Origin of the sequence: Micromonospora sp. NPDC005254 (assembly GCF_042872525.1) — a bacterium.
Classification (GTDB): domain Bacteria; phylum Actinomycetota; class Actinomycetes; order Mycobacteriales; family Micromonosporaceae; genus Micromonospora.
The window spans coordinates 268,993-283,332 of sequence record NZ_JBIAKM010000010.1 but is presented as its reverse complement, the minus strand read 5'-3'; the positions used below and the strand labels follow the sequence as shown (position 1 = coordinate 283,332).

Genomic DNA, 14,340 nt, shown 5'->3' with positions numbered 1-14,340 from the left:
GCGGCGCAGTTGTTGCACAGTGGCCGTTCCGAGCTGACGGAAACTGTCCAAGATCTGCGCCGGAGCGGGAACACCGGGAGGCGTCGGCTGGTTGTGAACCAGTGTCGGTGTGACTCAGTGTCCCCGGGCCTCACCTACATAGCCCTCGCGGAATACCGTTCGGCTGGAGCCGCGTCGCGCCACTCGCCGAGAGGCGACCTGCACACCGACACCGGCGCCGCCCCCGACCAGATGGTCGGGGGCGGCGCTTTCTGTGCCCAGCGGGCACGATGACCCGACCTCGGTCGCGGCACAATGTTCCGGTGACCGCCGCGCAGATCTGGTCGGAGCAGTCCGGGTTGCTCGTACTGCCGAGCGGTGCGGTGGTGCGTGGACGCCGCATCGCCGCGACCGCCTCGCCTGCCGACTTCGCGCTGCTGTTGGCGCCCGGCCCGGAGCCGGCCTGGCCATACCGGCGGATCAGGTGGCCCGACTTCTGGGTGCCGCTCGACCGGGCGGACGCACTCGACGCGTTGCGTGCGGCGCTGCGGAGGGCACGCGACGGCGAACGCGTTGAGGTGGCCTGCCGGGGCGGGGTCGGCCGGACGGGAACGGCGTTGGCCGCGCTGGCGATCCTCGACGGCCTGCCGGCGGAGCGGGCGGTGCCCTGGGTCCGGGCGGGCTACCACCCGAAGGCGGTCGAGACACCCTGGCAGCGGCGCTGGCTGCGCCGCGTCGCCTGACCGCTGGTGTCGCCGGCCACGCGGTAGGGCCGGCCCGTCCTCGACCGCTGGCGTGGGCCGCCCCACCGCGTCGCGTCGGCCCGCACGCCGGCCGCTGGCGTGGCCCGCCCTCCGCGTCGCGTCGGCCCGCACGCCCGCGCGCCGGCCGCTATCGCCGCCCGCCCGCCCTGCCGGGCCGGCCCACCGCTGGCGTCGGCCGCCCGCGCCGTCGGGCTCGCTCGCACGCCGTGCGGCGTCAGGCGCCGCGTCCCGGGCACCGCTGACCCGTCACCCCTTGGGCAGCTCCGCTGGCTTGTGGACGTACTCGCGGAGATGGGTGGCGGTGAGGGTGTCGCCGTGGGCGACCAGGTCCGCCGGCGTGCCGGTGAAGACGATGCGCCCGCCGTCGTGCCCGGCGCCCGGGCCGAGGTCGATGAGCCAGTCCGCGTGGGCCATCACGGCCTGGTGGTGCACCGTGTTGCCGGCGTCGACCATGCGGTCCAACAGGGCCAGCAGTTGGTCCACGTCGGCCAGGTGCAGGCCGGTGGTGGGCTCGTCGAGGACGTACGTGCTGGTCTTCTCCGCCAGGTGGATGGCGAGCTTGAGCCGTTGCCGCTCCCCGCCGGACAGGGTGGTCAGCGGCTGGCCGAGGCTGAGGTAGCCCAACCCGACGTCGACCAGCCGGTGGAGGATGAGGTGCGCCGGCCCGCTGGGGAAGAATCCGTACGCCTCGGTGACCGACATGGCCAGCACCTCGCTGATGTTCTTCCCGCTCAGGGTGTACGTGAGGACCTCGTCGGTGAACCGCCGCCCCGCGCACCGCTCGCAGACGCTCGCCACGCCGGCCATCATCGCCAGGTCCGTGTAGATCAGCCCGATGCCCTTGCAGGCCGGGCAGGCGCCTTCGGAGTTCGCGCTGAACAGCGCTGCCTTGACGCCGTTGGCCTTGGCGAAGGCGGTACGGATCGGGTCGAGCAGTCCGCTGTAGGTGGCCGGGTTGCTGCGTCGTGATCCGCGGATCGGGGACTGGTCGACGATCACCACACCGGCCCGGCCGCGCAGTGAGCCGTGGATCAGCGAGCTCTTGCCGGAGCCGGCCACGCCGGTGACCACGGTGAGGACGCCGAGCGGGATGTCCACGTCCACGTCGCGCAGGTTGTGCAGGTCGGCGTGGCGGATGCTGAGCTGCCCGGTCGGTCGGCGTACCTCGTCGCGCACCCTCACCCGGTGGTCCAGGTGCCGCCCGGTGAGGGTGCCCGAGCGGCGCAGGCCGGGGACGTCGCCGGTGAAGCAGATCTGCCCGCCGGCGCTGCCCGCGCCCGGCCGAAGGATCGCCTGCGGGCCGTGGACCTCGCCGCCACCGTGGGGATCTCGGTGCAGCAGGTGCGCAACTACGTCGAGGAGGGCGTGCTGCCGCCGGTGCGGCGTACCGCGAGCGGCTACCGGATCTTCACGACCGCACACGCCCGCGCGCTGACCGTGGCCCGGCGGCTGGCCGAGGGGCACGGCTGGGGCCGTACCCGGGAGATCATGGCGGCGGTGCACCGCGGTGACGTGCCGGCGGCCCTGGCGGCGCTCGACGGCGGCCATGCCGAGCTGGACCGCAAACGCGCCGACATCCGCCGCGTGCTCGGCGCCTTCGAGACCGTGCTGGCCAACCCGCCGGCGACCCGGCCGGCCCAGCGCCGCGGCGTCCGCATCGGCGAGGTGGCAGCCCTGGTCGGGGTGCGGACCTCGCAGCTGCGCCTGTGGGAGGCCCGCGAGCTGCTGCGGCCGGGCCGCGCGCCCGGCACCAACTACCGGGTGTACGACGAGACCGAGCTGCGCGCCGCGCAGGTCGTCGCGCTCCTGCGCCGAGGCGCCTACCCGTTCGAGATCATCGAGGCGGTGCTGGGCGAGCTGCGCACCACCGGCAGCGCCCAGCGGGTACGCGCCGAGCTGGCCCGCCGTGAGCAGGACCTGCACGCCCGCAGCCTGCGCCGGTTGCGGGGCAGCGCCGCGCTGCACGACTACCTGGTGGAGCGGGCCGCCGCCGGAAGGTCGAGCGGCCAACCGCTCCCGCCGGGCGATCTTGTTGACTAGGGTCGGGCACATGAGAGCTGCGCTGCTGGCGGTCACGGCTTCCGCCGTCCTGCTCGCCCCCGCGCCGGTCGCGGCCGCCGCGGCGGCCCCCACGCCCGTCGCCGCGACGGAAGCCGCTGCCACGGGTGCCGCTGCCACGGGTGCCGCCGCGACGGGCGCCGCCGCCACGGGTGCCGCCGCCGCCCCGCCGGCCGCGCGGTGCCCTCGGGTGCCCGCGCCGGCGATGTCCCGCCCGCCACGGCCCTCGCCCCCGCCCGCCGTGCCCGAAGCGCGGACGGTGGGCGGCGCCGGGCTGGCCACCAGCGGCCTGGTCGTGCCGACCGGCGCGGGCACGCCACCGGCGATCACCGCCACCTCCTGGCTGGTCGCGGACCTGGATTCCGGCAAGGTGCTCGGGGGCTGCGGCCCGCACGAGTACGGCACTCCGGCCAGCGTCCAGAAGCTGCTGCTGGCGGCCACGATGATGCCCCGGCTCGACCCCGCCCAGACGGTGACCGTCACCGCGGCGGACATGAACATCGAGCCCGGCTCCTCCGCCGTCGGCCTGGTCGAGGGCGGCCGCTACACCATCGAGACGATCTGGCTGGGGCTGCTGCTCAACTCCGGCAACGAGGCGGCGAACGCGCTGGCCCGGCTGGGCGGCGGGTCTGACGGCGCGGCCGGGGGAGTCCGCGCCATGAACGAGCAGGCACACCACCTGGGCGCGCTCCAGACGCACGCGGTCACGCCGTCCGGCCTGGACGGCAAGGGCCAGTTCACCAGCGCGTACGACCTGGCGCTGATCGCCCGGGCCTGCTTCGCGCAGCCGACCTTCCGGCGGTACGCGCTCACCCAGCTGGCGACGATTCCGGCCCAGCCGGCGCAGCGGACCAAGGGCTTCCAGATCCAGAACGAGAACCAGCTCATCTACCGGTACCCGGGCGCGTTGGGCGGCAAGACGGGCTTCACCGACCTGGCTCGGCACACCTACGTCGGCGCGGCGGAACGTGACGGGCGTCGGCTGGTGGTGACGCTGCTGGGCGCCGAGCCGGCGCCGATGCGCGGCTGGGAGCAGGGGGCGGCCCTGCTGGACTGGGGTTTCTCGCTGCCCCGCGACGCCAGCGTCGGCCGCCTGGTCGAGCCGGGTGAGCTGACCGCCACGCCGTCGGCCGCGCCGTCCGCGCCGTCCGCGCTTGCCGCGCCCGGTCCGCCCCGCCCGGCGGCGGCCAGCGGCCCGGCGGGCACCGGCTCCGGATGGCTGTGGTCGGTGGTCGCGCTGAGTGGCGCGGGAGTGCTGGCGCTGCTGGGCGGGTTGCTGTGGCACCGCCGCCGTCGGTTGCCCGGTCAGATCGACAACAGGCCTCGGCATCCATAGACTCCGGTCTTTCTGGCAGCACGAGCCCAGGAGGATCCCTGTGTCGAGTGAACTCGAAACGCCTTCCGGCGCGGCGGCACCCCGCCGGTCGGTACGCGCGCTGACCCGCCTCGCCGGTGTGACGGCGTTCGCCGCAACGCTGATCGTCGGCGCGTCGGCTGCCGCGGTGGCCGCGCCGGTCGCGGCCGACGGCACGGTGAGCGCGGCCGCCGCCGATGCCCGCCCGCCGCGCACCACGCACGGCCCGTGCGCCTACACCGAGACGCCCGACGAGCCAGCCGCCCGGCCGGTGCCGCTGCCGCCCGACCCGCGCCGCACCCCGGACCGGGGCAGCGTCCGGGTGACCCTCTCCACCAACCAGGGGCCGATCGGGTTGACCCTGGACCGGGCCGCCGCGCCGTGCACGGTGCAGAGCTTCCTGCACCTGGTCGGCAAGCGCTTCTACGACCGCACCCCGTGCCACCGGCTCACCGCTTACCCGACGCTGAGCGTGTTGCAGTGCGGCGACCCGTCCGGCACCGGCGAGGGTGGCCCCGGCTACCGGTACCGCGACGAACTGCCGACCGACCTGCCGCCGGCCCCCACCGACCCGACCGACGTACGCCGGGTCTACGCCCGGGGCGTGCTGGCGATGGCCAACGCCGGGCCGGACACCAACGGCAGCCAGTTCTTCCTGGTGTACGCCAACTCGGCGCTACGCCCCAACTACACGATCTTCGGCACGGTGGACGCGGCCGGGCTCGCCACCCTGGACCGGATCGCCGCTCAGGGAATCCCGCCGACGGCCGAGGACCCGGCGCCGGTCGACGGCGCTCCCGCGCAGCCGGTGACCATCCGGCGTGCCGTCCGGGCACACCACCACCACTGACCCGCTCGGCGCGGTGGGCGGCCCCGGTCGCCCACCGCGCCGCGAAGCGTCCACGTCCGTGGTCGTCGCTTATGGGGCGGACCGGCAGGCCGGAATTTTCGCAGCTGGACCGGAACAGGTGGAACCGGAATCCGACCCGGTTCGGGCCGTCGGAACGGAAGGGATCAGCCGGTCGGCGGGACGGCGGTGCTGTCCCGGACGACCAGCTCGGTGGCCAGCTCCACCCGGGGCGAGTCGATGCCCTCGCCCTGGGCCAGTCGCAGCACCGTCCGCACCGCCAGCCGGCCCATCTCGACCAGGGGCTGCCGGACGGTGGTCAGCGGCGGTGACGCCCACCGGGCTTCCGGCAGGTCGTCGAACCCGACCACGCTGACGTCGTCGGGAACCCGCAGCCCGCGGCGGCGGATGGCCTCGTAGACGCCGAACGCCATCTGGTCGCTGGCCGCGAAGATGCCGGTCGGCGGGTCGGCCAGATCGAGCAGCGCGGTGCCGCCGGCGAAGCCGGAGGCGTGGTAGAAGTCGCCCGGGTAGATCAGCGCGTCGTCCACCGGCACGCCGGCGGCCTCCAGCCCGGCGCGGTAGCCGTCGAGGCGGGCCCGGCTGCACAGCAGGTGTGTCGGCCCGGCCACGAACCCGATCCGCCGGTGCCCGACCGCCAGCAGGTGCTCGGTCGCGGCGAGCCCGCCGGCCCAGTTGGTGGCGCCGATCGTCGGGACGTCCATCGCCGGCACGCCGGCCGGGTCGACGACCACCACCGGCACGTTGAGGCGGCGCAGTTGCGCGTGCAGGGGCGGGCTCAAGTGCGACGTCACGAAGATGACGCCGTCGGTGGCGCGGGTGCGCAGGTTCTGCAACCACTGCCGGGCCGCCGTGGGCTGCCGGTGGATCGCGGAGACCACGGTGCCCACCCCGGCGGCGTGCCCGACGTCCTCCACGCCCCGGATGATCTCCACGGCCCAGGGGCTGTCCAGGTCGTTGAAGACCAGGTCGACGAGGCCCGCGCGGCGGACGCTGCGGCTGCTGCGGCGCCGGTAGCCGTGGTGGCGCAGCAGCTCCTCGACGCGTTCCCGGGTGTCGGGGGCCACATCGGACCGGCCGTTGAGCACCCGTGACACGGTCGGCACCGAGACCCCGGCCTCCCGTGCGATCGCGGTGATGGTCACCCTGCGTCCGTCGTCCGCGTCCACCCGTGTCTCCTTCACCGCTCCGGAGAGACGACCGCGAGCGTCGTCCATCCAGTGTCCCGGAACGGCACGCCCGCTCCTCGCGCCATCTTGCCTCACGGACGGGGGTTGACGACACGCCAGGTCGGTTCTAGCGTTCGGCTGAGTTGCGGAAATGTTCCGGTAATTTGTCGGATGCGTATCGGCGTACGGTCCTGTCTCCGCCGCCCGGCTGTCGGCGTCGGCCACGCCGTGGACGCACCTGATCAGTGCCACGCGACAGACAAGGGGCGCCATGCACACCGACCTGCCCGAGGCGCAGCTACGCGAGTACCGCGGCGTGGTGCGGGACCCGGCCGACTTCGACGAGTTCTGGGCCGACACCCTGGCGCAGGCCCGCGACGCCACCTGGCCGGTCCGGCTCGAGCCCGTGGTGACCGGCCTGCGAGCCATCGACGTGTACGACGTGACGTTCCCCGGGTTCGCCGGTCAGCCCGTACGGGCCTGGCTGCGGGTGCCGCACGGGGCCGGCACGGCGCTGCCGACCGTCGTGCAGTACGTGGGCTACGGGGGCGGGCGCGGGCACGCGCTGGAGAACCTGCTCTGGGCGTCGGCCGGGTTCGCCCATCTGCAGATGGACACCCGGGGGCAGGGTTCGGGCTGGAGCCGGGGCGTCACCGCCGACCTGGGCGCCGCCGGCCCGGAGGCGCCCGGCGTGGCGACGCGGGGCATCGCGGATCCCCGCACCTACTACTACCGGCGGTTGATCACCGACGCGGTCCGGGCGGTGGACGCGGCCCGGACCCTGCCGATGGTCGACCCGACCCGGGTGGCGGTGCTCGGGCACAGCCAGGGTGGCGCACTGGCGCTCGCGGCCGGCGCGTTGGCGCGCGGTGTGCGGGCCGTGGTCGCCCTCGTGCCGTTCCTCTGTGACATCCCGCGTGCCGTGGTGGTCACCGACGCCCACCCGTACCGGGAAATCCGCGACTACCTGGCGATCCACCGGGACGCCGAGGAGCGGGTGCTGACCACCCTGTCGTACGTCGACGGCGTCAACTTCGCCCGACGCTGCCGCCGGCCGGCTCGCTACTCGGTGGCGCTGATGGACGACATCGTGCCGCCGTCGGGGGTGTACGCCGCCCACAACGCCCATGCCGGGGCGACGGAGCTGTCGGTGTGGCGGTACAACGGCCACGAGGCCGGCGGGATCGACGACGACGAGGCGGCCCTGCGCTTCCTCGGCGCGCACCTGGTCGAAGCCCCCGACCCGGCGCCGACCGTGGCGGATCCGGCTCCGCTGGCGGCCGGCGGTTGATCCGGCGCGCGGCACCGACCGCTGCTGATAGACAGGACGGGTGCGCAGGTCAGTGCGGGTGGGTGGCGGCGTCGTGCTGGCGCTCGTCGCGGTGCTCGGCGGCTGCTCCCGTCCGCAGCCGCGTCCGGGCCCGACGGCCCCGGTCTCGGCCCCGCTGACCGGGTCGGCGAGCCCTCCACCGTCGTCGGGGACGCCGACCCCGTCGGCGACCGGCGGGTTGCCGGGCTTCGTGGTGCTTACCGACGTCGACCCGCGCATTCACGCCGACATCCGCTACGCCACGGCGCACAACTTCGTGGGCCGGCCGATCGCCGGCTACCGCGAGCCGCTGTGCCTGCTCACCCGTCAGGCCGCCGAGGCGTTGCGCCGGGTCCAGGACGCCGCGCTGGCCGGCGGCCACAGCCTCAAGGTGTACGACTGCTACCGCCCGCAGCCGGCGGTGGACGACTTCGTCGCCTGGTCGAAGCGCCCCGGCGAGCCGCAGACCAAGGCCGAGTTCTATCCGGACCTGGCCAAGGACCGGCTCTTCGCCGACGGCTACATCGGCGCGCCGACCGCCCACAGCCGGGGCAGCACGCTGGACCTGACGCTCGTCGACGAGCCGCCCGCCAGCCAACCCGCGTACGTGCCCGGGCAGCCGCTGGTTCCCTGTACGGCGCCGCCTGGGCGGCGCTTCGCCGACAACAGCATCGACATGGGCACCGGGTTCGACTGTTTCGACGCCCGGGCGCACACCGCCGACCCCCGCATCACCGGCACGGCGCGGGACAACCGGCAGTTGCTGCGGCGGCTGATGACCGACGCCGGGTTCGTCAACTACGACCGCGAGTGGTGGCACTACGGCCTCCGCGACGACCCGCACCCGCGCACGTACTTCGCCGCGCCGGTGGCCCGCTCCTCGCTCGGGTGACACGCTCCTCGGCGCGACCGCCCGCGGTGTCGGCGTTCGGTCGACGAAGCGCGGGTCAGGTCCAGTAAGCGCGGCTCAGGTCCAGTAGAGGATGCGGCAGGCCGGGACTCGGGCGGCCAGCTCGTCGGTGAACCAGCTCCGCAGCTCGGCCATCGTGTCGCGGGGGTAGACGTACTTCACCGCGCCGAACCTGCCGTGTTTGCGGCTGCGGGACTCCTCGTCCATCTCCAGGCGGGTGTGCGGGTACCAGCCGAGCAGCACCTCCTTGCTGCCCGGGGTGAACCGGTGGGTGATCAGCTCGGCGGTCAGGTCCAGCTCCGGGACCCCGTCGACCGCCGCGCGGACCTGGTCCAGCAGCTCGCCGTAGCGTTCGCGCCAGTTTGGCAGGGGCATGATCGGCGCGATGGTCAGCCCGACGGGGTAGCCGTCGAGCGCGAGCCGGCGCAGCGCGGCGAGCCGGTCCGGCACCCGCGCGGTGCCGCCCTCGAACCGTTCGCTGACCGGGGCGCAGTTGACGCTGAACCGGACCCGGGTGCGGCAGTGGTGGGGCAGCCCGACGAAGGTGTCCACGTCGGCGTACTTGGTGGTCCAGCGCAACTGCACGGGCGCGTCCCAGTCGGCGAAGTGCCGCACCGCCCGCCGCCAGCTGCCGGTCAGGTGTTCCAGCGCGAGGGGGTCGGTGTAGCAGGACGCCTCGAAGGTGGTGCCCTCGTCGGCGCGGCGTGCGTTGCGGCTGGTGACCGTTCCCCGCCCGGCGTACGGGGCCAACCCGGCCAGGATGTCGTCGAGGTCCGCGTACACCCGGGTCACCGGCGGGCCGGAGAGCGAACCGGCGAGGTAGCAGTACTGACAGTGCGCGGGGCAGCCCTCGGCGAGGTCGACGCGCCAGTCGGCGCTGGGGGCGATGGGTTGCAGGACACGCCGCGAGGGCGGGCTCACCACGATCGCCATGGTCGCCTTGGCGCGCGCGTACGTCTCGGAGTCGGTCTGCCCGCGTACGCCGGTGAGCCGGTTCGACCGCAGTCGTTCCACCTCGATGCCCAGCGCCCGCACCCGGTCGACGATCCGCTGCCCGTGGGGGAGGTCCAGGGCGGCCGGGGTGGCCACCACCCGGCCCGGGGTCCAGCGGCGTGCCGGTCTCGCCGCCGGGGCGAGCCCGGCCAGGTCGCGGGTCGGCACCCGCTCGCCGCTGGCGTCGTGCGGCGCGGCGGGCACGTCCACGGCGAGCGGCTGGTCGACGTCGACGGCGTCCGGGCTGGTCATCCGGCCGGGGTACCCGCTGCCGCAGGAATCCCACCCGATCGGTCGACCGGCGATTGACGCACCGGGCGGCACCGCATAACCTTTCGTCTATCTGTAAACCTTGTGAACAGATAGTTCACGTCGACGCGGCGGCGCGCGTCCCGACCGAAGGGACGATCAGGTGATCGCAGAACTTCCCGCCCGTACCAGAAGGATCCTGTCGGTTTTCGTCGCCCTCGTCGTCGCCGTGAGCGCCGGCCTCGGCCTCGGCGTCGCGCGCAGCGCGCAGGCCGCGCCGACGTTCAAGGTCCTGGCCTTCTATAACGGCACCTGGGACGCCGCGCACATCGACTTCGACCGCGACGCCCGCGCCTGGTTCCCGCAGGCCGCCGCCCAGTACGGCTTCTCCTGGGAGGCCACCACCAACTGGGGTCTGCTGAACACCGCGAACCTGGCCCAGTACAAGGTCATCATGTTCCTCGACGACGCTCCGCCCGCCGCGCAGCGGCCCGCCTTCCAGCAGTACATGCAGAACGGCGGGGCGTGGATGGGCTTCCACGTCAGCGCGTTCACCACCGACCCGTCGAGCTGGAGCTGGTACTACAACACCTTCCTCGGCTCCGGCTCCTTCCAGACCAACACCTGGGGGCCGACCCGCGTCACGATGCGCGCCGACAACCGCACCCACCCGGCCACCCAGGCGCTCCCGGCGACCTTCGCGTCGTCGATCAGCGAGTGGTACTCCTGGAGCAACGACCTGCGCCAGAACCCGGACATCGACATCCTGGCCTCCGTCGACCCGTCCAGCTTCCCGGTCGGCACGGACCCCAACCAGTCCTGGTACGGCGGCTACTACCCGCTGGTGTGGAGCAACAAGCGCTACAAGATGCTGTACGCCAACTTCGGGCACAACGCGATGAACTACAGCACCAACACCGGTCTGTCCTCCACCTTCGACAGCCCGCAGCAGAACAAACTGCTGATCGACGGTCTGCACTGGCTCGCCGGCGCCGGCACGGCGCCCACCCCGACGCCCACGCCGACGGGCACCGCCGGCCCGATCTCGCCGACCGCCTGGCACACCGTCGTCAACCGGGGCAGCGGCAAGTGCGTGGACGCCCGGGCCGCCGGCACCGCCAACGGCACCGCCATCCAGCAGTACGCGTGCAACAGCAGCGCCGCCCAGCAGTACCAGTTCGCGCCGACCAGTGGCGGCTACCTGCGGGTCAACAACCGCGGCAACAGCGCCCAGGTGCTCGACGTGACCGACCGGTCGACCGCCGACTCGGCGCCCATCCAGCTCTGGTCCTACAGCGGCGGCAACAACCAGCAGTGGCGGGCGGAATCCGAGGGCGGCGGCTACTACCGGCTGGTCAACCGCACCAGCGGCAAGTGCCTCGACGTGCCGGGAGCGTCCACCGCGGACAGCGTCCAGCTCATCCAGTACACCTGCAACGGCACGGCCGCGCAGTCCTTCCGGCTGGTGCCGCAGCCGTAGCTCGCGGGCGGTAGCGTCCGCGCATGGCCATCCCTGATCGTGTGCCCATCGCGTACGAATCCGACTACCGCACCCGCTACATCGGCAGGTACGACAAGGGCCAGTTCTTCGGCTCCGTCACCGCGACACTTGAGGACGGTGCCGGAGCCGAAGACGACTGGTACCGCCACAAGCGGTGGTACGCGGTGCTGCACCGGTTCGACGCCGACGGCGTGCATACCGACTCGGACATCTGGTTCGCCGGCACCAGCGAAGACGAGGACGCCTCGATCACCCGTGCCGAGGCCCGCCTCCTCGAATGGATCGACGGGCTGCCCGGCCGGGTCTTCGGCGACATCGCCATCGCGCTGTTCCAGGTCGAGGTCGACGGGCACGCCTTTGGCCTGGTCGACTGGTCCGCGGAGTACGACGGCGCGGACCACGCCGAGTTCGTCCCCGACGAACTGGGCTTCGACCCGCCCTGGGACGGCTGCTACGACACCTGAGCCCCGCTACGTCGCTCGGCGGCCCGCCCCGACGCCCCCTGGTGCGTGCCCTGTCGAGCTGCCCCACGAACGGGGCAGGCAGGCGGGCAGACGTGTCGGTCCCGCGACCACCGTCGGCCGTGAGCGGCGGCGCGACCGCCGTGGGCGGTGCTTCCTCCGGCTGGCCTCGGCGGAAGCACCGCCCCATCTATGGGGCAGCTCGACAGGTCGCGAGAGTGACTCCCCGGGGCCAGACCACGGCCGGCCGCGCGGGCGCAATATCCTTTGCGGACAGCTCCTGCCCCGCCTACCGTCATGCGCAGTACGGCCGAGCACACCCGGGGAGCACGCCATGTCGCAACGCACAGCCACCGACGCCACCTGGCGCAGGCCAGGTAGCGGTGCCGGTGCCGCGTTGCCGCCCGGCGCGTCGTACCGCTGTCTCGGCCGGCCCGCGCAGGGGCGACCCCAGGCTCGGTGCCAGTGGCGGCGACCTCGCTGACGCCACACGCGTCAGGCGTGGCCGCCCACCCCCTGCGGGTTGGCGGCCCTTTTCGTATCCGACGAGCTTTCGCGCCGGTTCCATCCTGGCGCACGATCATTTCCGGTCATCAATAACGATTGGTGCCGGCCTGACACGAGGAGACCACGATGGGCTTCACCCCCCTGGCCGGTACCCGGGCGCCCGTCCGGGTCTGGACCGATCCGTACGCCATCGAGCCGCAGGCCGCGAAGCAGCTGCGCAACATCGGCGCGCTGCCCTGGGTGCAGGGCGTCGCCGTCATGCCCGACGTGCACTTCGGCAAGGGCGCCACTGTCGGCTCGGTGATCGCCATGCGACAGGCCGTCTCGCCGGCCGCGGTCGGTGTCGACATCGGCTGCGGCATGTCGGCGGTGCGTACCTCGCTGACCGCCGCCGACCTGCCGGACGACCTGGCCGAGCTGCGTTCCGCGATCGAGGCCACCATCCCGGTCGGCTTCGCCCAGCGGACCGAGGCGGTCAACCCGCGCCGGGTCCGTGGCCTGGAGCAGGCCGGCTGGGACGACTTCTGGAGTCGGTTCGCCAGCCTGGACCGGCGGGTGGCGCAGCTGGAGACCCGGGCCCAGCGGCAGCTCGGGACGCTCGGCGGCGGCAACCACTTCATCGAGGTCTGCCTGGAGCAGGGCGGCGCCGACGAGGGCCGGGTCTGGCTGATGCTGCACTCCGGGTCGCGCAACATCGGCAAGGAGCTGGCCGAACGGCACATCGGAGTGGCCCGCAAGCTGCCGCACAACGTCGACCTGCCCGACCGGGACCTGGCGGTGTTCCTCGCCGGAACGCCCGAGATGGACGCGTACCGGCGGGACCTGTGGTGGGCGCAGGAGTACGCGCGGCGCAACCGGGCCGTCATGCTGGCCCTGCTCTGCGGTGTGGTGCGTGAGCACTTCCCGCAGGTCGGCTACGACGAACCCATCTCCTGCCACCACAACTACGTGTCCGAGGAGAGCTACGACGGGGTGGAGGTGCTGGTCACCCGCAAGGGCGCGATCCGGGCTGGCCGGGGCGACCTGGGCATCATCCCCGGGTCGATGGGCACCGGGTCGTACATCGTGCGGGGCCGGGGCAACCCGGACGCGTACTGCTCGGCCTCGCACGGCGCCGGTCGGCGGATGTCGCGGGCGCAGGCCAAGCGGACGTTCAGCACCGACGACCTGGCCGCGCAGACCGCCGGCGTCGAGTGCCGCAAGGACGCCGGGGTGGTCGACGAGATCCCCGGCGCGTACAAGGACATCACCGAGGTGATGGCCCAGCAGGAGGACCTGGTGGAGGTGGTCGCGCACCTCAAGCAGGTCGTCTGCGTGAAGGGCTGACGGGGGTACGCGCGGGCCGGGAGCACCGGCCCGCGCGGCGTCCCCTCAGAAGCCGACGAAGACCCGGCGGAGGTCGTCCAGGGTCAGCGGACCGGTCACCTGGACCCCGTCCGGCGTGTACTGCGGCCCGAGCCGGCCGACCACCAGCCGCAGCCACGTCTCGGCCGGCAGGGACAGCTCGCCGTCGGGCTGCTCCGGCGCGTCGGTCAGCGTGATCTGCTCGCCCAGCCGCAGCCCGAACGTGCGCTCCGGGTCCCGCAGCCGGACCAGCAGGGTGGCCTCCCGGCCGCCCAGCTCCTGCGGCCGGCCCGTCCAGCCCAGCATGCCGCCGATCTGCTCGATCAGCAGCGGCACCGCCTCCGGCGTCACCGCCGCGAACGGGTTGAACGCCACCTCGGCGTCCCACTGGTGCAGGGCGAACTCGCTGAGCCGGAACCGGGCGGCGGTGGCCACGTCCACCGGCTCCGGCAGGAAGCCGAGGTTGATCCGCAACGTCGCGCGGGTGTCGGCGTCCAGCGCCTCGTACGCCTCGACCAGCCGCTGGTTGGACTCCAGGAAGCCGGCCGCGTGCTCCTCCGGGGACATGGCGTCCCAGCGCTGCCAGACGGTGCGGTTGAAGTCGCCGTCCGGGGCGGACGTGCCGTCGCGGGCGGCGGTCAGCCCGGCGAGGCCGATCTCCGCGCCGCTGCCGAGGTGGCTGAGCACCTGGGAGACCTGCCACTCGCTGGCACCCGAGGGCCGGCGCAGGTCGTCTTCCTTGAGGTCGCGCACGAGCGCGGCGAGCTCCTCGTGGCCCGCCCGTAGCGCATGGATGATCTGGTCGGTAGCCGTGGACATGTGTCTCCTCAACGGATCTTCGACGATGGTCGGGACGCTACCGGACGGGTGCGCC

At 73.5% G+C, this 14,340-nt stretch carries 12 protein-coding genes and 1 pseudogene; 9 read left to right on the top strand and 4 right to left on the bottom strand.

Going from position 1 to position 14,340, the window contains the following annotated elements:
• The first annotated feature begins 302 nt into the window (after positions 1 to 302).
• Positions 303 to 722: a protein-tyrosine phosphatase family protein gene (locus tag ACFYPR_RS28355; protein WP_387263417.1), complete on the top strand. Its 420-nt coding sequence runs from the start codon at positions 303 to 305 to the stop codon at positions 720 to 722.
• Positions 723 to 989: 267 nt separating this feature from the next.
• On the opposite strand, the pseudogene ACFYPR_RS28350 reads toward ACFYPR_RS28355, so the two are convergent.
• Positions 990 to 2,030: pseudogene (locus tag ACFYPR_RS28350) on the bottom strand (ATP-binding cassette domain-containing protein); the annotation flags it as partial.
• On the opposite strand from ACFYPR_RS28350, the gene ACFYPR_RS28345 reads away from it, so the two are divergent.
• Genes ACFYPR_RS28345 through ACFYPR_RS28335 form a run of 3 tightly spaced genes read left to right on the top strand, consistent with a single transcriptional unit; the run spans position 1,929 to position 5,005 of the window.
• On the top strand, positions 1,929 to 2,783 hold the full coding sequence (locus ACFYPR_RS28345) for a MerR family transcriptional regulator (RefSeq protein ID WP_363942503.1): 855 nt from the start codon (positions 1,929 to 1,931) through the stop codon (positions 2,781 to 2,783). The pseudogene ACFYPR_RS28350 and the gene ACFYPR_RS28345 overlap by 102 nt on opposite strands.
• A 10-nt stretch (positions 2,784 to 2,793) precedes the next feature.
• Positions 2,794 to 4,137: a D-alanyl-D-alanine carboxypeptidase family protein gene (locus tag ACFYPR_RS28340; protein ID WP_387263414.1), complete on the top strand. Its 1,344-nt coding sequence runs from the start codon at positions 2,794 to 2,796 to the stop codon at positions 4,135 to 4,137.
• Between the two features lie 40 nt (positions 4,138 to 4,177).
• Positions 4,178 to 5,005, top strand: coding sequence for a peptidylprolyl isomerase (locus tag ACFYPR_RS28335; RefSeq protein ID WP_387263412.1), 828 nt, complete (start codon positions 4,178 to 4,180; stop codon positions 5,003 to 5,005).
• A 164-nt stretch (positions 5,006 to 5,169) separates the two neighbouring features.
• Here the strand turns inward: ACFYPR_RS28335 and ACFYPR_RS28330 are convergent, their stop codons facing one another.
• Complete coding sequence (locus ACFYPR_RS28330; RefSeq protein ID WP_234588215.1) at positions 5,170 to 6,192, bottom strand: LacI family DNA-binding transcriptional regulator; 1,023 nt, start codon at positions 6,190 to 6,192, stop codon at positions 5,170 to 5,172.
• Between the two features lie 271 nt (positions 6,193 to 6,463).
• Between ACFYPR_RS28330 and ACFYPR_RS28325 the strand changes: the two genes are divergently transcribed.
• Both ACFYPR_RS28325 and ACFYPR_RS28320 read left to right on the top strand, forming a co-directional pair.
• Positions 6,464 to 7,483 (top strand): acetylxylan esterase, encoded by a 1,020-nt coding sequence (locus ACFYPR_RS28325; RefSeq protein ID WP_354862664.1) that lies wholly within the window; start codon positions 6,464 to 6,466, stop codon positions 7,481 to 7,483.
• Positions 7,484 to 7,523: 40 nt separating this feature from the next.
• Positions 7,524 to 8,393 (top strand): M15 family metallopeptidase, encoded by an 870-nt coding sequence (locus ACFYPR_RS28320; protein WP_354862666.1) that lies wholly within the window; start codon positions 7,524 to 7,526, stop codon positions 8,391 to 8,393.
• A gap of 75 nt (positions 8,394 to 8,468) precedes the next feature.
• Here ACFYPR_RS28320 and ACFYPR_RS28315 read toward each other — a convergent pair whose 3' ends face one another.
• Positions 8,469 to 9,656, bottom strand: coding sequence for a spore photoproduct lyase family protein (locus tag ACFYPR_RS28315; protein ID WP_387263407.1), 1,188 nt, complete (start codon positions 9,654 to 9,656; stop codon positions 8,469 to 8,471).
• A gap of 160 nt (positions 9,657 to 9,816) precedes the next feature.
• Between ACFYPR_RS28315 and ACFYPR_RS28310 the strand changes: the two genes are divergently transcribed.
• The 3 genes from ACFYPR_RS28310 to ACFYPR_RS28300 all read left to right on the top strand — a co-directional run bounded on the left by ACFYPR_RS28310 (position 9,817) and on the right by ACFYPR_RS28300 (position 13,448).
• Positions 9,817 to 11,133, top strand: a complete 1,317-nt coding sequence (locus ACFYPR_RS28310) for an RICIN domain-containing protein (protein ID WP_387263406.1) — start codon at positions 9,817 to 9,819, stop codon at positions 11,131 to 11,133.
• A 23-nt stretch (positions 11,134 to 11,156) separates the two neighbouring features.
• A complete protein-coding gene (locus tag ACFYPR_RS28305) occupies positions 11,157 to 11,618 on the top strand; it encodes a hypothetical protein (RefSeq protein ID WP_354862671.1) in 462 nt (153 codons plus the stop codon).
• Between the two features lie 630 nt (positions 11,619 to 12,248).
• Positions 12,249 to 13,448: an RtcB family protein gene (locus ACFYPR_RS28300; protein WP_387263403.1), complete on the top strand. Its 1,200-nt coding sequence runs from the start codon at positions 12,249 to 12,251 to the stop codon at positions 13,446 to 13,448.
• Positions 13,449 to 13,493: 45 nt separating this feature from the next.
• Here ACFYPR_RS28300 and ACFYPR_RS28295 read toward each other — a convergent pair whose 3' ends face one another.
• A complete protein-coding gene (locus tag ACFYPR_RS28295; RefSeq protein WP_387263400.1) occupies positions 13,494 to 14,285 on the bottom strand; it encodes a maleylpyruvate isomerase family mycothiol-dependent enzyme in 792 nt (263 codons plus the stop codon).
• Positions 14,286 to 14,340 lie beyond the last annotated feature (55 nt).

Bases quoted from the DNA above. Each gene is read 5' to 3' on its own strand.
- ACFYPR_RS28340 (WP_387263414.1), top strand. From the start codon at position 2,794: ATGAGAGCTGCGCTGCTGGCGGTCACGGCTTCCGCCGTCCTGCTCGCC.
- ACFYPR_RS28325 (WP_354862664.1), top strand. From the start codon at position 6,464: ATGCACACCGACCTGCCCGAGGCGCAGCTACGCGAGTACCGCGGCGTG.
- ACFYPR_RS28315 (WP_387263407.1), bottom strand. From the start codon at position 9,656: ATGACCAGCCCGGACGCCGTCGACGTCGACCAGCCGCTCGCCGTGGAC.
- ACFYPR_RS28305 (WP_354862671.1), top strand. From the start codon at position 11,157: ATGGCCATCCCTGATCGTGTGCCCATCGCGTACGAATCCGACTACCGC.
- ACFYPR_RS28300 (WP_387263403.1), top strand. From the start codon at position 12,249: ATGGGCTTCACCCCCCTGGCCGGTACCCGGGCGCCCGTCCGGGTCTGG.
- ACFYPR_RS28295 (WP_387263400.1), bottom strand. From the start codon at position 14,285: ATGTCCACGGCTACCGACCAGATCATCCATGCGCTACGGGCGGGCCAC.